This is a genomic window from Peribacillus sp. NPDC055009, from assembly GCF_053608705.1.
Genome location: NZ_JBSGVZ010000001.1, coordinates 579,125 through 599,041 on the forward strand (window position 1 = coordinate 579,125; position 19,917 = coordinate 599,041).

Annotated in this window: 18 protein-coding genes and 1 other annotated feature; of the genes, 12 read left to right on the plus strand and 6 right to left on the minus strand. The window is 43.9% G+C overall.

The window, feature by feature from the left end:
• Positions 1 to 34: 34 nt before the first annotated feature.
• From ACWF5P_RS02900 to ACWF5P_RS02915, 4 genes are all read right to left on the minus strand, one after another.
• Entirely contained in the window at positions 35 to 739 is a 705-nt protein-coding gene (locus ACWF5P_RS02900) for a LutC/YkgG family protein (protein ID WP_452444625.1), read from the minus strand.
• Positions 733 to 2,163 (minus strand): LutB/LldF family L-lactate oxidation iron-sulfur protein, encoded by a 1,431-nt coding sequence (locus tag ACWF5P_RS02905; protein ID WP_230176764.1) that lies wholly within the window; start codon positions 2,161 to 2,163, stop codon positions 733 to 735. The genes ACWF5P_RS02900 and ACWF5P_RS02905 overlap by 7 nt, the downstream gene beginning before the upstream one ends.
• Before the next feature lie 24 nt (positions 2,164 to 2,187).
• The gene (locus tag ACWF5P_RS02910; RefSeq protein ID WP_101222868.1) at positions 2,188 to 2,904 is read right to left on the minus strand and encodes a (Fe-S)-binding protein; all 717 of its coding nucleotides are present in this window, start codon (positions 2,902 to 2,904) and stop codon (positions 2,188 to 2,190) included.
• Between the two features lie 191 nt (positions 2,905 to 3,095).
• Positions 3,096 to 3,815: a FadR/GntR family transcriptional regulator gene (locus ACWF5P_RS02915; protein WP_452444571.1), complete on the minus strand. Its 720-nt coding sequence runs from the start codon at positions 3,813 to 3,815 to the stop codon at positions 3,096 to 3,098.
• A gap of 254 nt (positions 3,816 to 4,069) precedes the next feature.
• Here ACWF5P_RS02915 and ACWF5P_RS02920 point away from each other — a divergent pair, with 254 nt between their 5' ends.
• The 7 genes from ACWF5P_RS02920 (at position 4,070) to ACWF5P_RS02950 (ending at position 12,732) form a co-directional block, all read left to right on the plus strand.
• A complete protein-coding gene (locus ACWF5P_RS02920; protein ID WP_402938856.1) occupies positions 4,070 to 5,758 on the plus strand; it encodes an L-lactate permease in 1,689 nt (562 codons plus the stop codon).
• A 74-nt stretch (positions 5,759 to 5,832) separates the two neighbouring features.
• A complete protein-coding gene (locus ACWF5P_RS02925) occupies positions 5,833 to 6,945 on the plus strand; it encodes a sugar diacid recognition domain-containing protein (RefSeq protein ID WP_434167523.1) in 1,113 nt (370 codons plus the stop codon).
• A 118-nt stretch (positions 6,946 to 7,063) separates the two neighbouring features.
• Positions 7,064 to 8,476, plus strand: coding sequence for a glycolate oxidase subunit GlcD (gene glcD / locus ACWF5P_RS02930; RefSeq protein WP_452444572.1), 1,413 nt, complete (start codon positions 7,064 to 7,066; stop codon positions 8,474 to 8,476).
• The gene (locus ACWF5P_RS02935; RefSeq protein ID WP_452444573.1) at positions 8,473 to 9,798 is read left to right on the plus strand and encodes a (Fe-S)-binding protein; all 1,326 of its coding nucleotides are present in this window, start codon (positions 8,473 to 8,475) and stop codon (positions 9,796 to 9,798) included. Before glcD ends, ACWF5P_RS02935 begins: the two co-directional genes overlap by 4 nt.
• 245 nt (positions 9,799 to 10,043) lie before the next feature.
• The gene (locus tag ACWF5P_RS02940) at positions 10,044 to 10,973 is read left to right on the plus strand and encodes a YsnF/AvaK domain-containing protein (RefSeq protein ID WP_452444574.1); all 930 of its coding nucleotides are present in this window, start codon (positions 10,044 to 10,046) and stop codon (positions 10,971 to 10,973) included.
• 169 nt (positions 10,974 to 11,142) lie between these two features.
• Entirely contained in the window at positions 11,143 to 11,955 is an 813-nt protein-coding gene (locus ACWF5P_RS02945) for a general stress protein (protein WP_452444575.1), read from the plus strand.
• A gap of 393 nt (positions 11,956 to 12,348) precedes the next feature.
• Positions 12,349 to 12,732, plus strand: a complete 384-nt coding sequence (locus ACWF5P_RS02950) for a general stress protein (protein ID WP_101222856.1) — start codon at positions 12,349 to 12,351, stop codon at positions 12,730 to 12,732.
• A gap of 16 nt (positions 12,733 to 12,748) precedes the next feature.
• Here the strand turns inward: ACWF5P_RS02950 and sspI are convergent, their stop codons facing one another.
• The gene (gene sspI / locus ACWF5P_RS02955) at positions 12,749 to 12,958 is read right to left on the minus strand and encodes a small acid-soluble spore protein SspI (protein ID WP_057911488.1); all 210 of its coding nucleotides are present in this window, start codon (positions 12,956 to 12,958) and stop codon (positions 12,749 to 12,751) included.
• Between the two features lie 122 nt (positions 12,959 to 13,080).
• On the opposite strand from sspI, the gene ACWF5P_RS02960 reads away from it, so the two are divergent.
• The 3 genes from ACWF5P_RS02960 to pheT all read left to right on the plus strand — a co-directional run bounded on the left by ACWF5P_RS02960 (position 13,081) and on the right by pheT (position 17,668).
• Positions 13,081 to 13,839: a TrmH family RNA methyltransferase gene (locus ACWF5P_RS02960; protein ID WP_101222854.1), complete on the plus strand. Its 759-nt coding sequence runs from the start codon at positions 13,081 to 13,083 to the stop codon at positions 13,837 to 13,839.
• Between the two features lie 43 nt (positions 13,840 to 13,882).
• Positions 13,883 to 14,125 (plus strand) — a binding site (T-box leader).
• A gap of 58 nt (positions 14,126 to 14,183) precedes the next feature.
• Positions 14,184 to 15,224, plus strand: a complete 1,041-nt coding sequence (gene pheS / locus ACWF5P_RS02965; protein ID WP_098370018.1) for a phenylalanine--tRNA ligase subunit alpha — start codon at positions 14,184 to 14,186, stop codon at positions 15,222 to 15,224.
• Between the two features lie 29 nt (positions 15,225 to 15,253).
• The gene (gene pheT, locus ACWF5P_RS02970; RefSeq protein WP_452444576.1) at positions 15,254 to 17,668 is read left to right on the plus strand and encodes a phenylalanine--tRNA ligase subunit beta; all 2,415 of its coding nucleotides are present in this window, start codon (positions 15,254 to 15,256) and stop codon (positions 17,666 to 17,668) included.
• Between the two features lie 154 nt (positions 17,669 to 17,822).
• On the opposite strand, the gene rnhC is transcribed toward pheT, so the two are convergent.
• Positions 17,823 to 18,782 (minus strand): ribonuclease HIII, encoded by a 960-nt coding sequence (rnhC, locus tag ACWF5P_RS02975; RefSeq protein ID WP_452444577.1) that lies wholly within the window; start codon positions 18,780 to 18,782, stop codon positions 17,823 to 17,825.
• Between the two features lie 173 nt (positions 18,783 to 18,955).
• Here rnhC and zapA point away from each other — a divergent pair, with 173 nt between their 5' ends.
• Positions 18,956 to 19,216 carry a cell division protein ZapA gene (zapA, locus tag ACWF5P_RS02980; RefSeq protein ID WP_048678967.1) on the plus strand — a complete coding sequence of 87 codons (261 nt, stop codon included), beginning with the start codon at positions 18,956 to 18,958 and terminating at the stop codon, positions 19,214 to 19,216.
• Positions 19,217 to 19,220: 4 nt separating this feature from the next.
• Positions 19,221 to 19,766, plus strand: coding sequence for a CvpA family protein (locus tag ACWF5P_RS02985; RefSeq protein ID WP_101222851.1), 546 nt, complete (start codon positions 19,221 to 19,223; stop codon positions 19,764 to 19,766).
• Positions 19,767 to 19,917: the final 151 nt, after the last annotated feature.

Sequence of the window (19,917 nt, forward strand, 5' to 3'; positions counted from 1 at the left end):
AATTTAGGTCCTCTCCATTTTCTATTTCTTATATCTACTTATCTTCGACGATTATATAGACCGCTTTGATGGGGCCATGGACTCCGACGACAAGGTCCATTTCGATATCAGCAGAGTTGCTCGGGCCTGTTATGAAATTGATGCAGGAAGGAACGACCTCGCCCCGTTTAACTTTTGAACGGATGGCCGCAGCAGCCTGGGTCATTCGCGGTACGATGGTGCTTTTTGGAATGATGGAAACATGGCAAGAGGGAAGGAAGCTGATGGAACGGCCGTGATCCTTGTCGCTGAACAAGACGACGGTCGCTGATTCTGCTAATGTCATCTCACTGAATGTGATTCCGATGTTAGCACTTTCGGCTTTTTCGATATTTTCTTTCCCGGCTTGGTGATCCCATATATGGACATCTTTTTCCTTTAAGATACCCTCTAACCCATAGTCGGAAAACCGATCGTCCTTAGGGATGATCAAGGGACCGTTTCCAAGCTCCTCGATTACCTGTGTTAAACAATGCATCACTTCCTTGGAGTCGGTAACGTGAAATTGAGTATGCACCCGTTTACATTGCTCCTCCAATTCCGCGACAAGATCATTTGGTGTCGCATGTTTCAAAACTTCTTTTTGGGGGGCGTGCTTCCATTCCGGAACGGAGATGCCTTCCGTAATAGGACCCCTTCCCAGGTTTTTTGCTATATTGTTTAAAAATGTCCCTTCATTATGGATGATTCCATTCATGATGGTTTCCCTCCTTTTTCCCGATTTTTGAACCAGTCCCGAAAGCTCTCTTTCCCTGGAGCAGGGAACTCGCGGCTTTCTGTCCAAGTTTTGAGCGGTCCCGGTCCTTTCGAGATGATATCCCCCGTTTTAAAAGGGGACATCGCTGATGGTGCGATTTTGGAGCCGAATTTATAAAGCATAGGCGATGCCGCACCAATTCCGAAGGCCTTCATGGCCATCTTTTCTGAAAACGGCGCCATTTTTTCCTTTTCAACGATGACTTCCCGATGCTTCCTCAGTAAATCATGGAGAGGAATCTTTACCGGACAGGCATCTGTACAGGCGGCACAAAGAGTGGAGGCATATGGAAGTTCCTTGAAATCATCATATCCTCCGAGTAAAGGTGAAAGCACAGCACCGATTGGTCCGGGGTATATTGAACCATATGAATGACCGCCAACCTGGCGATAGACTGGGCAGACATTTATACAGGCAGCACAGCGAATGCATTGAAGAACGGATTGAAACTCAGTTCCCAAGATGGAGGAGCGTCCATTATCCACGATCACAAGGTGAAACTCCTCGGGTCCGTCTACATCACCTTCATCACGCGGACCGGTAAGTGCGGTGATGTAACTGGTCAATCTTTGGCCGACAGCGCTTCTTGTCAATAAGCTGACAAGGACTTCGAATTCATCGAATGTAGGTACAAGCCGTTCCATTCCCATCACGGTGATTTGCGTTTTTGGGAGGGCGGTGACCAAATCTGCATTTCCTTCATTCGTCACCAAACCGATCGAGCCCGTTTCCGCAATCGCAAAATTACAGCCGGTAATGCCCACATCGGCGCTTAAGAAATCTTTCCGCAGAATGCCCCGGACATGGGCGGTAAGCTCTTCCGGCTTTTCAGTTTGCGTATATGCAAGCTTTTCTTTAAAAACATCCCTAATCTGCTCCTTATTTTTATGGAGAGCAGGTGCGACGATATGGGAAGGGGGATCATGATCATCCACTTGTAAAATGTATTCACCAAGGTCCGTTTCAACGACATCGAGGCCAACTGCCTCAAGAGTGGCATTCAAATTGATCTCTTCCGTGACCATCGATTTGGATTTCACGACCTTTTTGGCATTCTTTTTTACAATAACATCCTTGATGTAACCGCTTGCTTCTTCAGCCGTTTGAGCGAAGAAGACATGACCGCCTCTTTTCGAAACATTTTCTGCGAGCTGGTGCAAATAGAAATCAAGGTTACTAAGCACATGCTGCCTGATTTCTTCCCCAAGGGAACGCCAATCCTCCCAGCTTCCCAATTCATCAACGGCAGTCAGCCGCCGTCCGTGTAATCGTTCTTGGGCACTCGATACGGCCAATCGCATAAAATCATTATGTATTCCTTCATCCACCCGGTCTTTAAACTTGGCAGAGCTGGTTTTCATAGCCATAATTTTTTCCCCTCCTCGCTTTCTTTAAATACTATTCAGGACTTCCGCAATATGAAGCACTTGCACCGGTTGCCCCTTCCTTTGGATCCGCCCGCCGATATTCATCAAGCATCCTGCATCCCCGCCGATTAAAAAATCTGCCCCGGTATCTTCAATATTGCAGACTTTCTCCTCGACCATTTGCCCGGAAATGTCACCCATCTTGACCGAAAAGGTTCCCCCGAACCCGCAGCAGTTTTGGGCATCCGGAAGTGGTGTCATTTCCAGCCCCCTGACATGGCTTAACAAAATGGCAGGTGCTTCCTTGACCTTAAGCAGCCGTGTCATATGGCATGAAGTATGATAAGTGGCCTTTCCCTTAAGGGTCGCCCCGACGTCGGTCACTTTTAAGACATCCACGATGAATTGGGTCAATTCATATGTTTTAGCCGCTAATGATGCCGCTTTCTTTTCCCATTCGGCATCCCCTTTGAATAGGGCCGGATATTCCTTGAACATCGCTGCACAGGAACCGGAAGGGGTTACGATGTATTCAGCATCCGCGAACGTTTTAATCATCTTTTTCATGGCTTCCTTCGATTCCTTCGTATACCCGCTATTATATGCCGGCTGTCCGCAGCATATCTGGGATTCTGGGAAATCGATCTCACAGCCTAATCTCTCGAGTAGCTCCACTGTCGCTTTGCCGACATTGGATTGAAACAAATCGACTAAACATGTTGCAAAGAGAGTAACTTTCAATCTGAACTCCTCCTATTTCAAATAAGTTAACAGGTCATCTGATGACTAGAAAATGGAAAAAGGAAATGGTTTAGAGAATATACCAATTTCCATGATTTTTTAAATGAGATAATCGTTTTCAAAATAATATATCAATTTTATCCTTTTTTGTATAGGGTATTTTTGAAATTAATGAAAGGTCAACTATGCTTTTACTGATTTTTTTGGATGACCCGGTCCAGTGATTCCTCGACGCTTTGAAGGTGAAACAGCATGGCACTGCGGGCTCCGTCTTCATCCTGTGCCAAGATTGCATCATAAATCCTGACATGCTGCTGATAAAGCTGCTTAAGTGTCATCTCTTCGGAATAAAGCGCAACCCGACGGATATCACGCATCTTTTCCGTCATTAATTCTGAAACATGGTTCATCAATGTAATCAGCAGCTCATTTTGTGATGCGTTTGCCACTGCAACATGGAAGGCGATATCCGCTTTATCACTGAGTTCTTCATCATCAGATACCTTTTCCATATTAAAAAGCCTGTCCTTGAGTTCGGTAAGGTTTTCTTCCGTTCTTTTTTTCGCTGCCACTTCTGCCGTACCGGACTCAAGTATTTTCCGAACTTCCAGTAAATGCTTGATATTGTCTTGATCCATCAAAAGGGCGGCAGACAAGGGGTGGTTCATGATGGCGGGGTCGAAGGTTTTAACGAATGTTCCTTCACCTTGTTTTATTTCAATAAGACCCATTGAACTCAATGCACTTAATGCTTCACGGATGGCCGGGCGCCCGACTTGGAAATTTTCCGCAAGCTGCTGAATCGAATCCAATTGTTCACCTGGTTTCAGGCTGCCTGACCGAATCATTTCATAAAGTTCATCGCTGACTTCTTCATAAATTTTTTTCGGCTTTATTTTTTTATATACCAAGTAGTAGCACCTCTATTTTCTATGAGTTTCTCTGATTAATATTATATAACACAAATGCTATATGACACTTCCAGAAGGGTGAAAAATCAACAAAAAATAAAAAAAATCTTGATTTTATATTTTCAATCATTTAATTTTAATGAGTACTCATCAAGTCATCGGATGACTTTGAATATTTCGGTATGTAAGGGGTTTCAATTAGCGGTTGATTTCTGAATTTTTTAAAAAATCTATAGAAAATGGAGTCGAAATGAATGACATGGACACAAAACTTTACGCCGATCACCGATAATTTAGTTTTATCATCTCTTGCCGCACTCATTCCAATTCTTTACTTTTTCTGGGCACTTACCATCAAACGTATGAAAGGTTACATTGCAGGTATAACCACTTTGCTTGTAGCTCTTGCAGTGGCTGTATTGATATATGGAATGCCTGCAGGAAAAGCAGTGATGTCTGCTTCACAGGGAGCCGTATATGGGCTGCTCCCAATCGGATGGATAATCATCACTTCCGTATTTTTGTACAAAATGACTGTTAAAAGCGGACAATTCAATATCATTCGTTCTTCAGTGCTTTCGCTTACGGAAGACCGCCGTCTCCAGGCATTATTGGTGGCATTTTCTTTCGGGGCATTTTTAGAAGGTGCCGCGGGATTTGGAGCACCTGTCGCCATTTCGGCTGCGCTTTTGGTCGGTCTCGGATTTAACCCGCTATATGCAGCCGGAATTTGTTTGATCGCGAATACCGCTCCGGTAGCATTCGGGGCAGTTGGAATACCGATTATCGCCATGGAAGGCCCTACTGGCATAGCCGCCATGGAGATCTCGAAAATGGTCGGCCGCCAATTGCCATTCCTTTCGGCTTTCATTCCGCTTTATCTCATTTTAATAATGACTGGGTGGAAAAGGTCGCTTGAAGTCCTGCCGGCAATTTTGGTTTCCGGATTTTCCTTTGCCATCACACAGTACTTAAGTTCAAATTTTCTTGGGCCCGAACTACCGGACATCCTTTCCGCGTTAGTGTCACTATTTGCATTGGCGATCTTCCTTAAATTCTGGAAACCTAAAACGATCTTTCGCTTTGCCTCCGAGGAAACGGCAGCCACTGTCGAACCTTTATATACAGCCGAAGCGGAGACAAAATACACGAAGTGGCAGATATTCCATGCTTGGTCACCATTCCTTCTGTTAACGCTTTTCATAACAATATGGGGGATGAACCCAATAAAGCCGGCTCTCTCCGGACATTATGAAGGCAACAATGTGCTGCTTGGCGCAATCAATGAAATCGGGAAGCTATTAACCTTCCAAATCGAAGTCCCAGGTCTGCATAATGAGATAATCGGAAGCAATGGATTGCCGATTGCGGCTTTCTATAAAATAGAACTGCTCGGGGCAGCCGGGACTGCCATTTTACTGGCTGCAATCGTAACGAAGTTCATCGCACACATGTCTGCAAAAGACTTTTATAGCACCTTTGTTGAAGCGATGAAAGAGTTGGCAAAGCCCATCTTGATGATTTCTACCGTGGTGGCCTTTGCCTACGTGACGAATTCTTCAGGAATGTCGACAACATTAGGGATGACCCTTGCAAAATCGGGTGATTTATTTCCGTTCTTCGCACCGGTTCTCGGCTGGCTAGGGGTGTTCATTACCGGATCGGATACATCAGCCAACCTCTTATTTGGCAGTCTGCAGAAAGTGACCGCTCTTAAAGTTGGAATGGAACCGGTGCTGGCACTGGCGGCGAACTCTTCCGGAGGGGTCACCGGAAAGATGATCTCACCACAATCGATAGCGATTGCATGTGCTGCCGTTGGCTTGGCGGGCAGGGAATCGGAATTATTGAGATTCACGCTCAAACATAGTCTTTTCTTATTGCTGCTTGTTTGTGTGATTACCTTCTTGCAAAATGGCGTCCTTTCCTGGATGATTCCATAAGTAGAATGAGGCTCCCTTTTCATAGGGGAGCCTCGAAATATTTTTCAAGCCCATACAAAAAAGGAGGACATATAATGCAATTGGCAGCTGTGGCAGGGAAATTGGTTCATGAGGTTCGGAAACTGATTGAAGAGGAAATCATCATTATTGATAATGCTGGCACAATTATCGCCAGCACCGACAGCAGCCGTATTGGATCTTATCATGAAGGAGCCATCCACGCTTTCAACAATCGTGAGAAATTGATCATCAACAAACAGGATGAACGAAGTTGGAAAGGAGTGAAGGCAGGTATAAACCTACCTATTTTCTTCAACCAGGAAGCCGTTTGTGTCATTGGAATTACAGGTGACCCCAAACATGTTTCCCCTTATGCGGAACTATTAAAAAAGATGACGGAGATGTTCATTCAGGAAAGCTATCATTTCGAACAAGCAGAATCCCAATCACGTCTGATGGAATTCTTTGTATTTGAATGGCATCAGCTGCAGACGTTCAATGAACATTTCCTTCAGAAGGCCAAGTTGCTTGGGGTCGATGTTCATGCAGACCGAATCATCACTCTTGGGGAATTCAAGACTGAGGAAATCATTGAACCTCATGTATGGAGAACGCTTCAGATTTACATAAGCCAGCAGCATCCCAATGACATCGCAGTCCGTTGGGGGAGGAACCAATTCGTCATTCTTTCAATAGCCGATTTCATCGGTTCAAAAAACCAGCAATATAAGAAACTAAGTAAACTGCAAAAAAAGCTGGAGGAGAGTTCGGGTTATAAAGTGTGTGCAGGAGTTAGTTCGCGTGCATCAGGATCCGCTTTCAGGTCGGCGTTTTTTAAAGCGGAACGTTCCTTGAAAATCGCGTGTCCTTCATCAGGGATCATATTTGACGAGGACTTGAAGCTTGAGGTCCTGTTTGATGAAGTTACCGCTGAAACAAAACAGGAATATTTATCCAGGACAATTCAGGAGCTGCTTCCTAATGAGGAGCTGCTTAAAACCCTCTCCATGTATTTTGCATGTGATCTATCTTTGAAGGAAACAGCCGCAGCCCTGCACATCCATATCAATACCCTTCATTACAGGCTTAAGCGCATAGAAGATTTGACCCGACTGAACCCTAGGAAGCTAGCCGATTTAGTCACTATGTATCTAGCGGTAAGAGTATTGGATAAACATACAAAATAATTCTCTGGAAAGCACTAAATTCTATATATTCATACATAGAAGGCCAAGTGTTTTTTTTCTTATACTTACAACATATAAAAAATCTCGAAATTTCCTATGTTTATGGAGGAGGATGTACATGTTAACAAAACAGGTTAAGCAGCTACTTCTTACCATCGTCGGTCAGGAGAATTACGATGACTCGAAAGTGGAATGTCTAGTCTATTCATATGATGCAACGCCAGGCTTTCAAGCGATGCCGGATGCTGTCATTAAACCGGGCAGCACAGCTGAAGTCGCAGCCATCGTCAAAGTTTGTAACGAATATAATGTTCCGATCGTTCCACGCGGGTCTGGGACGAATTTGAGCGGAGGCACCTGCCCGACAGAGGGTGGGCTTGTCCTTTTATTCAATCGAATGAATTCATTACTTGAAATAGATGAGGAGAACTTAACGGCTACCGTACAGCCTGGGCTCATCACATTGGACTTGATTTCAGCAGTTGAAGAGAAGGGATTGTTTTATCCGCCGGATCCGAGTTCGATGAAAATCTCCACGATTGGCGGCAACATTAATGAGAACTCTGGCGGACTGCGAGGATTAAAGTACGGAGTCACCCGTGATTATGTCATCGGGCTTGAAGTTGTCCTTCCGAACGGGGACATCATTCGAACAGGGGGGAAGCTTGCCAAAGACGTAGCCGGATATGATTTAACGAAACTATTTGTCGGATCGGAAGGGACCTTGGGAATCGTTACGGAAGCGATCCTAAAGCTGATCCCCATGCCGGAAACGACAAAGACGATGCTTGCCTTATATCAAGATCTGGATGCTGCAGCCCAGTCAGTGGCCAAGATCATTTCAAATAAAATCATTCCTGTTACATTGGAATTTCTGGATCGACCGACTTTGATAGTTGTTGAAGACTTCGCGAAAATCGGTTTGCCCACCAATGTGGAAGCGGTCCTGCTGATTGAACAGGATGGGCCGCCTGAAGTGGTGGAACGTGATATGAAAAGGATGGCCGATATCTGTCTAGAGGAGAAGGCGGTTTCAGTGGAAATTGCCGAAACGGAATCTGACGCTGTCGCCTTGAAAACAGCAAGACGGACAGCCCTTTCCGCACTGGCACGCCTAAAGCCGACAACCATTTTGGAAGATGCCACCGTTCCCCGCTCGGAAATTGCCAAAATGGTTAAAGCAATTAATGAAATCGCAGACAAGCATGACGTGGATATTTGCACTTTTGGTCATGCTGGGGATGGGAACCTGCATCCAACGTGCATTACCGACGCTCGTGATCATGAGGAAATGGAGAGGGTGGAGCTCGCTTTTGCCGACATTTTTGCCGCGGCTATCGACCTTGGCGGGACGATTACCGGTGAACATGGTGTAGGAGCGATGAAGGCCCCGTATCTTGAATGGAAGCTGAAGAAAGAAGGGATTGACGCAATGAGGGCGATTAAACAAGCTTTCGATCCCAAAAACATCATGAATCCCGGCAAAGTATTTGCCAAGGAAACCAGGAAAAGAGTGGTGGTTACTTCATGACGACAGTTCAGGAAAGGAAAACCATTGCCATTCAATTCGCGGAAAAAATGAATGAAGATGAATTGTTGAATTGTATGCGCTGCGGCTTTTGCTTACCCCATTGCCCGACATACATAGAATCGGGGCTAAAGGAATCCCATTCACCAAGGGGCCGGATCGCACTTATGAAAGCGGTGGCGGATGGTGTGATTGAGCCTGATGAGGATGTAGAACGTTCGTTGAGTCTTTGCCTCGGCTGCAGGGCTTGTGAGCCTGTGTGTCCTTCAGGTGTCAAATATGGACATCTTCTCGAAGAAGCAAGGGATATCATCCATCAGAATAAAAAACACAGTTACCCTGTAAAAACGATTCGCAAGGCCGTCTTTAGTGGGTTATTCCCACACCAGGAGCGAATGCAGGCCATGACGAGTTTGCTTGGCTTCTATCAGAAATCAGGACTGCAATACATTGCCCGTAAAACGGGAGTCCTCAGCCTGCTTCCGGAAAATTTGACAACCATGGAAAAAGTGCTGCCGAAAGTCCCGAAAAAATCAGAAATGAAAAATAGGCCGACCAAGCTGCCTGCAACCGGAACGCCGCTCAAAAAGGTGGCTTTCTTTTCCGGCTGCTTGATGGATACGATGTTTTTGGAAACGAACAAGGCCACATTAAAGCTTCTTCAACTGGCCGGATGTGATATCGTGATTCCGAAATCCCAGGCATGTTGCGGGGCGCTGCACGGGCATAGTGGCGAAAAAGAAGGTGCTAAGCAACTGGCCAAGCGTAATATAGAAGCTTTTGAAGCAGAGGAAGTTGATTATATTATTACGAATGCCGGCGGCTGTGGAGCTTTTCTCATAGATTATGACCATCTGCTCCAAGCTGAACCAGAATGGCACGACCGTGCAATCGCATTTAAAAATAAGTTGAAAGATATCAGCGAGATACTTGTTGATTTGCGTTTCCAGGAAAAGATTCGCTTGAAATTGCCGGCTCAATCGGTAACTTTTCAGGATTCCTGTCACTTACGGAATGTGATGAACACCTCATTGGCTCCGCGAGTTCTCCTTCAATCGATAGAAGGAATCGACTTCAGGGAAATGAAGGATGCGGATCGGTGCTGCGGCTCCGCAGGGATTTATAATATTGTTGAATCAGAGATGTCCATGAATATTCTTGACTCTAAAATGGAGAACACGAAATCGACACACGCCGATATTGTTGTAACGGCAAACCCTGGCTGTTTGTTACAAATGCAATTGGGGATCGAGAGGGAAAACTTGGGGGATTGTACGAAAGCAGTGCATATTGCAGACCTGCTAATAAAGGCTGTGTCTTTATAATAGAAGAAAAAAGAATGTAAATAGAAAATAAATGTAATTATTTGGTTAAACATTACGTTTTAATAAATGAGGAATCCCTTGTAAAGTCTGGATTTTAGAAAAAAATGCGTTCTGTGCTGAGAACGAATTGTAAATGTTATAACAAAAAAGAAATATTGATTCCTCGTTTACTTAGGACCATGGCGGGTAGTGTTTATATATAGCATCCACTAAACGAAACAACAAAACCTAAGGAGGAATGTAAAATGAATAAAACAGTATATGGAGTTTATGAATCAAACGCAGAAGTGATCCAAGCAATTAATGCACTTAAGGCAAAGGGTTTTGAAGGGGACGATATTACTGTCGTCGCGGACAAGGAAGAAACATTGGATTTCACGAACCACAAACGCGAAACGGATGTTCATACAATGACGAATGTTCCTAACGACGAATCTTTTATGGACAAGGTGGCACGTTTCTTCATGCCGGAAGATACGGCAGATCTTTCAACAAGATTGGCGAATGCAGGCCTTTCGAATAGTGAAGCGGCTGAACATGTCTTTGATGTAGAGAACGGAAAAGTCCTGGTTCTGGTTGAAGAAGGTGAAGGCCATCTTGGAACGGCAAAAGATAAATTCACGACCGGAACAATGGACACTGCCGGTACAAGGCTTGATACAAACTCCACTAACCAACTATTTAACGGCACTGAAAAAACCGATGCATTAAATAAAGAAGATGTATATGGAGTCAACGGACACGGCCGTGAATTGCCAGAGGATGAAAGGACGCTTACACTACGCGAAGAACAGCTGAACATCGATAAAGAAAAAGTTCAGACAGGTGAAGTCGTCATTAACAAAGAAGTCAATGAACAGCATAAAACGATAAATGTCCCTGTTGAACACGAAGAAGTGACAGTCGAGCATAGATCAGTTTCAGGACGTGAAGCGAATCTGGAAACCGGGAGCATTGAAGATGGGGAAACAATCAGGATCCCTGTTGTTGAAGAAAAATTGGAAGTTTCGAAAAAACCGGTCGTCACTGATGAAATTGTCATCAAGAAACATGCTGTACAAGAAACGGAACAAGTTCAGGATACTCTTAAAAAGGAAGATATTCAGCTTGATAGTACAGATGATTCGATCGTGAATGAGAAAAAGGCAACTGAACATAGAACCGACCGCTTCTAAGCTTGAAGGAAAAAGCCTGCAGTTTTAAAACTGCAGGCTTCTTTTTGATTTTTAGAGACTTATTAAAGGTTCGAGCCTAGGGAAGGCAAACCTTTTTGTTTAATTAGCACCCATCAGGGTATAAATACACATAAGAAGAAATATCGGAATAATAGGAGGAGGAAGAAGCATGGGAAAAACATTATATGGTGTTTTTAATACGGAAAGAGAACTAATCCAGGCTATACAATCCCTCAAGGGAAAGGGGGTCCATGAAGGAGAAATAACGGTAATGGCTGATAGGAAAGAAGATTTGGATTTCGTCAATGAAAAGCGTGATCCGGATGTCGAAGTCGTTACTAACTTAAATGAGGATTCCTTCATTGATAAGATGAAACATTTTTTCCTGAACGAGGGTTCTGAAGATATAAGGAACCGACTAGGTGAGTTAGGGCTTGCCGATAGTGAAGCCACTGCTTATATAAATGAAGTGGAGGCTGGAAAATTCCTGATTCTTTTAGATGAATCGAAAACCGTATCAGCACGAGAGAACATCTCTTCCAACCACATCGAGGATACGGACGAACCTGCAGAGAATCCGCTTAAAACAGGAGTGGTGAACAATCCGGACCCTAACCTTTTTCCTGAAACAACAGCGAATGCCTATCAATCAGGAGAAGTGGAAGCACAGCCAGGAAGAAATGAAGAGCTTCACGGGAATTCAGCTAACATCTTTGAAAATGAAGAACTGGGTACGAAGCGAGCTCAAGAAAGGGAAATCTGGGGGAACTCCACGGAAAAATTCAAGAAGCAAAAACCAGGTAATCATGAAGGAACACTGGCAAGCGACCCTCATGCAGACCAGTTTTCTGCCGATACTGACAAAGCCCTCGATGCCCAAGGATCACTGGATCAGACTCTGAGCCCGAATGCGAGCGGACAGCAAGAGGAAGGCTTGCAAGAAGAATACATCAAAAATAGAATCAATACCGACAATCTGTAATACGCAAAAAGAACAGCCTGCACAAGGCTGTTCTTCAGTTTGTGGATAAAGAGGGTTTCGGAAAATATATCTTTCATCAAATTATGTTCCCGAAAAATCTGACCCAAAGCAACATCTTATATCCTCCGGTTTGATATAGTTGATTGGAGCGAGCGGGTGCCTGGAATGGAAATCAACGTCCAAGTTGTACAAGCCATAAAGAAATTGCAGGCAAACTCGATTCTTCATCTAGTTTGTCTACAGGCTGTTTTTTAAAAATCCTTTAGGCAAAGGGTTTTCCCGTTCATTAGTTGCGAATTTCCGCTATACTATTTGCTTGTTTAATGTTAAAGCCACAAGGTATAATGACTAAGGAATTTTATTTTTAGTAGAGTAACAAGGAGAGGGAGAAACATGGAAAAAAACGTATATGGTGTTTTTGACTCTAATCCGGAAATACTTGCTGCAATTCAAGACTTAAAAGCTAAAGGCATATCTGGCACCCAAATGACAGTGGCAGCTGATATAAAAAATCACGTGCAGCTTGGAAATGAACATACGGATATACTGATCATTGCCAATCAGGATAAGGAGGACACTCTTTTCTTGAAAATTTTCCATTACTTCACAGATGAAGGATCTGGAGATTTACGCAGCTTTTTCACGAAATATGGCTACTCTTTTGCTGAGACAAAAGCGATGCTTGAAGAAGTGAGCTCAAAAAAACTCATCTTGCTGCTTGATGAAGAAGTCTCCATCGAAAAACTTAAGGCTGGCGAAGCGAAATCAAAAAAATAACAGCCTGCTAAGGCTGTTATTTTTTTAATCCTGCTTCGAGGGCAGTGATCATTTCCTGTTTTTCCTGCTCGGATGAATTTTGCCAGATGACCTCGAATAATACTCCCAATCCAGGAAGCATTTTTTCCTCGCCATTTTGTATGGCATCGACAATCGTGTCTTCCAGCTGCTCTTGCGAATTTCCAGATACATTTTGGATGATCGCATTACGTAAGTTTAAATTCATAATTATTCCTCCTCTAACACATAATGACTGACATTAATAGCATTTCACAAACTCGCATGCAATATGTATGCGAATTGCGTTATAATAGGAAAATCAGTGTGAAGTTAAAGGAGCGTTTACCCTTGAAATATATCGAATCCGTAAAAAACCCGCAAGTTAAGCATTGGAAAAAACTTTTGACCAAAAAAGAACGCGATAAAACAGGTAAATATTTAATTGAGGGTTTTCACTTAGTTGAAGAAGCCTTAAAAGAAGAAATCGTCTTGGAAGTGATCATAAATGAAGAAACTGAAATGCCTGCCCATTTTAAGGTGGAAGGCACAGAACTCATTTATGTGAAAAATGATATTATGAAGGCGATATGCGATACCGAAGCCCCGCAGGGAATTGCCGCGGTTTGTGAACAGAAATCAACGAGCATGGCGTCCATCAATCCGGATAAGCTATTGTTGATCGATGCCGTTCAAGATCCGGGTAATATTGGAACGATGATCAGGACAGCGGATGCTGCTGGAATCGATGCGGTCATACTTGGCGAAGGGTGTGCCGACTTGTATAATCCCAAAGTGGTCCGTTCGACGCAAGGAAGCCTCTTTCATATGCCTGTCATTAAAGGGAACCTTTCCGAAATCATCGATGAGCTGAAGCAAGGCGGCACACCGGTTTATGGCACGGCATTAGAAGGCGCATCGCCATTTGAGGAAGTGGAAAAGTCTTCCCGATTTGCCCTCCTGGTCGGTAATGAAGGCCAAGGGGTATCAAAGGAATTATTGGTGAAAACGACTAAAAACCTTTATATTCCCATCTACGGAAAAAGCGAATCATTGAATGTGGGTATCGCTGCCGGGATTTTAATGTACCATTTACGAAAATCGATTTGAAACGGCCGAAGAATTATAATATAATAAAACAGAATTTTATAATGAAACGACGATGACAAAGACTAGTAGCTTTAGTTAACCATATCCAGGGAGAAAATGCCTTGACTGAAAGCATTTTTATGGCACTGCTTAAGTGAATTCACCTTTCGAGTTGGCATTGGGAAGACAGGATGTCTGAAAAATGTTCCGGTGAAGAGCCGTTATTTTTAATGAAGTGAGTGCAGAAGTTTTTTTGTTTTGTGCACTAATAAGGGTGGTACCGCGATACATAAACCTCGTCCCTTTAGGGATCGGGGTTTTTTTGTGTTCATTTTTACAAAAGGAAAATAAAGGAGGAAGACATGATGCAGGAACGTTTACTAGAACTGCAGGAAGAAGCGTTGCAAAAAGTTGCCGCCGCTTCCGAATTAAAAGAACTGAATGAAGTCCGTGTTGCTTATTTAGGGAAAAAAGGGCCAATCACTGAGGTATTGCGCGGCATGGGTAAATTATCTGCCGAAGAACGCCCGAAAATCGGGGCACTTGCCAATGATGTACGGGAAGCGATCGCAACAAAGATCGAGGAGAAACAAAAAGCACTTGAAACTGCGGCAGTCAATGCAAAGCTAGCAACTGAAACGATTGACGTCACACTTCCAGGACGTCCGGTAAACAAGGGGAACCTTCATCCTTTAACACGTGTCGTGGAAGAAATCGAAGACTTATTCATCGGTATGGGTTATACGGTCGCGGAAGGCCCTGAAGTTGAAAGCGACTATTACAACTTCGAGGCACTTAACTTGCCAAAAAGCCATCCGGCACGTGATATGCAGGATTCCTTCTACATCACGGATGAAATCCTGATGCGTACGCATACGTCACCTGTTCAAGCAAGAACGATGGAAAAACATAAAGGTCAAGGTCCTGTTAAAATCATTTGCCCAGGAAAAGTATACCGCCGTGATAACGATGATGCGACACACTCCCATCAATTCCAGCAAATTGAGGGCTTGGTCATCGATGAGAACATCAGCATGAGCGATCTGAAAGGAACACTAGACGTATTTGCGAAAAAAGTATTCGGGCAAGACCGTGAAATCCGTCTTCGTCCTAGTTTCTTCCCATTTACCGAGCCTTCCGTCGAAGTCGATATTTCTTGTAAAATCTGCGGCGGTAAAGGCTGCAGCGTTTGTAAACAAACAGGCTGGATCGAAGTGCTTGGCGGTGGAATCGTTCATCCGAACGTCCTTGAAATGGCTGGCTTCGATTCCAAGAAATACTCTGGATTCGCATTTGGAATCGGTGTGGAACGGATTGCCATGTTGAAGTACGGCGTGGACGATATCCGTCATTTCTATACGAATGATGTTCGATTCTTAAAACAATTCAACCATCACGAAGCATAAATTTTTTATTTTAAAAAGGAGGACCTACCATGTTTGTGTCATATAAATGGTTACAAGATTATGTTGACCTTTCAGGCATCAATGCGACGGAGCTAGCTGACAAAATCACGAAAAGCGGCATTGAGGTTGAAGGGGTAGAAAAGAAAAGTGAAGGGCTAAAAGGGGTCGTCATCGGGCATGTCCTAGAACGTGAACAGCATCCAAATGCGGATAAATTGAATAAATGCCAAGTTGATATAGGGGCTGAAAATCCCGTTCAGATCATCTGTGGAGCACCGAATGTCGATAAAGGCCAAAAAGTCGCAGTCGCTACTGTTGGCGCGGTCCTTCCAGGTAACTTCAAAATCAAGAAAGCGAAACTTCGCGGAGAGGAATCGCACGGGATGATATGCTCGCTTCAGGAATTGGGCTTCGAATCCAAGCTCGTTTCCAAGGATTATGCTACAGGTATCTTCGTCTTCCCTAATGATGTGGAAGTAGGGAAAGATGCATTGGAGGAACTTGGTTTAAGTGATGAAGTGCTGGAACTTGGGCTGACTCCAAACCGTTCCGACGCTTTGAGCATGCTTGGTGTTGCATACGAAGTGGGAGCCATTCTAGGCCGGGAAGTGAAATGGCCGGTTGTCGAGAAAGAAGAGGCAGCTGAAAAAGCAACTGATTATATCAGTGTCAAAGTGGAAGCGAAAGAAGATAACCCGATATACATGGCTAAAATCATCAAGGATGTAAAGGTCGGCCCTTCACCGCTTTGGATGCAGACTAGGTTGATGTCTGCAGGTATCCGACCTCATAATAATGTCGTGGATATCACGAACTACATTTTACTTGAATATGGCCAACCGCTCCATGCCTTTGATTATGACCGCTTTGGTTCAAAGGAGATCGTCATCCGCAGAGCGAAGGATGCTGAAAAAATCGTAACATTGGATGAAACTGAACGCACTTTGACACCTGACCATTTAGTGATCACAAATGGCAGCGAGCCTGTTGCGATAGCTGGTGTGATGGGCGGAGCTGATTCCGAAGTTAAAAATGATACGACGAACATCATTATTGAAAGTGCATATTTTGCAGGTACAGTAGTTCGTAAAGCATCGAAGGACCATGGATTACGCAGTGAAGCCAGTGCCCGCTTTGAAAAAGGCGTCGACCCAGCACGTGTACGTGAAGCTGGAGAACGTGCTGCACAATTGATTGCGCAATATGCAGGCGGAACAGTCTTACAAGGAGCAGCAGAAGTTGACGAATTGACAATGGAACCTGCAGTCATTAGCATCACTCTTGAAAAAATCAACACACTTCTTGGCACAAGCATGACCGTATCAGTTGTGGAATCAATCTTCAAACGTCTGCAATTCGGCGTTGAACTTGACAATGAAACATTCACAATCACAGTCCCAACGCGCCGTGGTGATATTACGATTGAAGCTGATTTAGTCGAAGAGGCTGCACGTTTATATGGATATGATAACATTCCCGCTACACTTCCAATCGGCTCTGCTACCCCAGGCCAATTGACTGACTATCAAATTAAACGGCGGAAGGCACGCCGTACACTTGAAGGCGCAGGCCTTTATCAAGCGGTGACCTATTCACTGACAAGCCAGGAAAAAGCGTCCCAATTTGCATTGGAAGCAAGAGAATCCATACGATTAGCAATGCCAATGAGTGAAGAACGGAGCCAGCTGCGTTTAAGCATCGTGCCTCAATTGCTGGAAGTCGTGAAATATAACAATGCCCGCCAAATTGATTCACTGGCACTGTATGAAATCGGTTCAGTATTCTTTAAGCGTGACGAACAAGAGCTGCCTGAAGAAAAAGAACATATTGCTGGAGCAATCACAGGCCTATGGGAGTCACATCTATGGCAAGGTGAAAAGAAACCAGTGGATTTCTTTGTAGCCAAAGGCGTGATCGAAGCATTATTCGACACACTTGGAATAGCTGATCAAATCAGTTACCGCCAAGCGGAAATCAACGACATGCATCCAGGACGGACAGCGGAAGTACTATTGAATGGTGAAGTGATTGGCTTTATCGGCCAAGTGCACCCAACTGTCCAAAAAGACTTGGATATTAAAGAAACATACATTTTCGAACTTTCCTTAAAAGCATTGGCAGAAGCCGAAGTAGCGCCGATTGCTTACCAAACCATTCCGCGCTACCCATCAACCACACGCGATATCGCGCTCGTTGTGGATCAAGCTACGAAAGCCGGGGACATTCAGGGAATTATTGAAGAAGCCGGTGGCAAATTGCTGAAAGAAGTAAGTATCTTCGACTTATACGAAGGTGAAAGAATGGAGGAAGGCAAGAAATCCATTGCCTACTCACTGAAATACTTCGACCCGGAACGTACTCTAACGGACGAGGACATTACAAAAGCACATGATAAAGTGCTTGAAGCCGTTAAAGAAAAAGCTGGCGCAGAGCTAAGAGGATAAAACCAAAAAGACAGCTCCCTGAATCTTGGGGAGCTGTCTTTTAGGATTTTACGAGTAAATTGCGAGAATTCACGAGTAAATGGCGCAAACTCACAGTAAAAAGCGCGAACTCATGAGAAAAAGGCGGCTTTTCCAAAAGATCAGCCGCTTTCTTCTATTTATGATATTTCTGTTGATATAGTCGCTTCGCTTTTTCTGTATTGGCGAAGTGGGTTTTCGTGAATTCGTTTAATGAATCGATTCCTTTTTCATGAATCAATCTTGCGGCCGCTTCATCGACTGCAAATCCGGCTCCTTTAGGGATTTTGAATCCGGCCTTTTCACTCAGCAAGTCAAAGCGTTTCACGAATGCATATCGGGCCAGGATGGATGCGGCTGCTACTCCAAGGTGTATGCCTTCCGCTTTTGTGCATAGATAGGTGGCGTTGGCTTGAAATAGTTCTTGCCCTTTAAGGTAATTGAAAAATACCTCTGGTTGGGCGAATTGATCAATAAGGACCGCTTCCGCTTGTTCCGGGTGGATTTTTTGCATGAGATTCTTGATTGCTTGGTTATGGAGGAGTGCCTTCATTTTTCCTTGTGACATTCCCTTTGCCTGGAGCGCATTATATTTCGGGTTGTCGCATGTGAGCAGGCTGAATGGCACTACATCCTTAATCTGTTTGGCGATTTCGATGATCTGTGGATCTTTGAGATTTTTGGAATCCTGGACACCAAGCTCCTTTAATAGGGCTAGTTGTTCCTTTTTTGCATATACGGCTACGACGGTGATCGGGCCGAAATAGTCTCCTGTTCCGACCTCATCGGATCCAATCACAGACATGGTTCCGATATTTGCAGGCGGCGAATATCGATGGACATTGACTGATGCAGAGGATGTCGTTTTTTTCTTTGGAGCAGCAGCAGTGGTGCCATTTTGCCATTTTACTGCTTCTAGCTCGGCATTTTTACCCTGAAAAAGCACCTTTCCAGATTTATAGGCGGTCACCGTACATAACGGCGGTTTGGCGGAAAAGATGCTCCCGGGCGGCTGCTTGGCGGCCAAGGATGAAGAATAGTGGGACTTCATAGCCTTTATTTGTTCAGGGCTGATAAGTAAAACAACATGGGACATAATGGGTAAGCTCCTAACTTCATTTTGTTTATTAGGTAATCCTCTTCCTAAAATTCGTTTTCGTTTGACAAATTATTGAAATTTTTATGCGAGAAATGACGATGTACTCTCTTTCATGACGAAAAACTTCGTGATATGATAGAATTAGGATTGTTTAGATTGGGGGCATCATTTTGTCAGACGATAAACGAAATAAAACAACAGTTGATATATACGGACAACCATATACAATCGTCGGTACAGAAAGCGCAAGTCATATGCGCCTGGTCGCTTCGATGGTTGACGAAAAAATGAGAGAGATCAGGATGAAAAATCCATACTTGGATACAAGTAAGCTAGCGGTGCTAACGGCCGTGAATACCATCCACGAATATATTAAATTAAAAGATGAATTAGACCAGCTTCAACTGGAATTAAAGAGAGAGAAGGACTGAGTACATGCTTGATTTAGCAATTCTGGCCATTCTTTTAATCGGTTTATTAATCGGTTTAAAGCGTGGCTTCATTTTACAAACGGTTCATATGACAGGGTTCATAGTAGCCTTCATCGTCGCCTATGTATTTTACGGAGATCTTGCTCCCAATTTGAAATTGTGGATTCCTTTTCCAACGATGGGAGATTCCTCGACCCTTAATATGTTTTTCGATACAGTCGGGCTTGATACGGCGTATTACAATGCAATTGCCTTTGCAATCATTTTCTTTGCTGCCAAGATTCTTTGGCAAATGATAGGATCCATGCTCAACTTCATTACCCATCTTCCGATATTAAAGCAGCTGAATCGCTGGGGTGGAGGGATATTGGGCTTTCTCGAAGTCTATCTTATCATGTTTATTATATTATATATAGCTGCCATGCTGCCAATGGATTCAATCCAGAAACCATTAACGGGCTCGTTTCTGGCAGAATCGATCGTGAAACATACGCCGTTCCTATCCGAGCAGGTGAAGGAACTTTGGTTTCATGATCTAAAACAATCTTAATGTCAGTATAAGTGGGCCTGCCTCCCTTTCTCAAAGTCCTGGATTCCTATACTTTGAACGGGGGAGGCCCCTTTTTATGTAGCAGCATGTAATTCCCCCTAAGTTAAGAATCGGACTGCTTGTACTTTACCTCCAAGAAAGGTATCTTTAA

Coding starts and splice junctions, on each gene's coding strand:
- rnhC (WP_452444577.1), bottom strand. CDS start 18,782: ATGTCCCATGTTGTTTTACTTATCAGCCCTGAACAAATAAAGGCTATG.
- ACWF5P_RS02940 (WP_452444574.1), top strand. CDS start 10,044: ATGAATAAAACAGTATATGGAGTTTATGAATCAAACGCAGAAGTGATC.
- pheS (WP_098370018.1), top strand. CDS start 14,184: ATGCAGGAACGTTTACTAGAACTGCAGGAAGAAGCGTTGCAAAAAGTT.
- ACWF5P_RS02985 (WP_101222851.1), top strand. CDS start 19,221: ATGCTTGATTTAGCAATTCTGGCCATTCTTTTAATCGGTTTATTAATC.
- ACWF5P_RS02945 (WP_452444575.1), top strand. CDS start 11,143: ATGGGAAAAACATTATATGGTGTTTTTAATACGGAAAGAGAACTAATC.
- ACWF5P_RS02950 (WP_101222856.1), top strand. CDS start 12,349: ATGGAAAAAAACGTATATGGTGTTTTTGACTCTAATCCGGAAATACTT.
- ACWF5P_RS02925 (WP_434167523.1), top strand. CDS start 5,833: ATGCAATTGGCAGCTGTGGCAGGGAAATTGGTTCATGAGGTTCGGAAA.
- ACWF5P_RS02920 (WP_402938856.1), top strand. CDS start 4,070: ATGACATGGACACAAAACTTTACGCCGATCACCGATAATTTAGTTTTA.
- ACWF5P_RS02935 (WP_452444573.1), top strand. CDS start 8,473: ATGACGACAGTTCAGGAAAGGAAAACCATTGCCATTCAATTCGCGGAA.
- pheT (WP_452444576.1), top strand. CDS start 15,254: ATGTTTGTGTCATATAAATGGTTACAAGATTATGTTGACCTTTCAGGC.
- glcD (WP_452444572.1), top strand. CDS start 7,064: ATGTTAACAAAACAGGTTAAGCAGCTACTTCTTACCATCGTCGGTCAG.
- sspI (WP_057911488.1), bottom strand. CDS start 12,958: ATGAATTTAAACTTACGTAATGCGATCATCCAAAATGTATCTGGAAAT.
- ACWF5P_RS02905 (WP_230176764.1), bottom strand. CDS start 2,163: ATGGCTATGAAAACCAGCTCTGCCAAGTTTAAAGACCGGGTGGATGAA.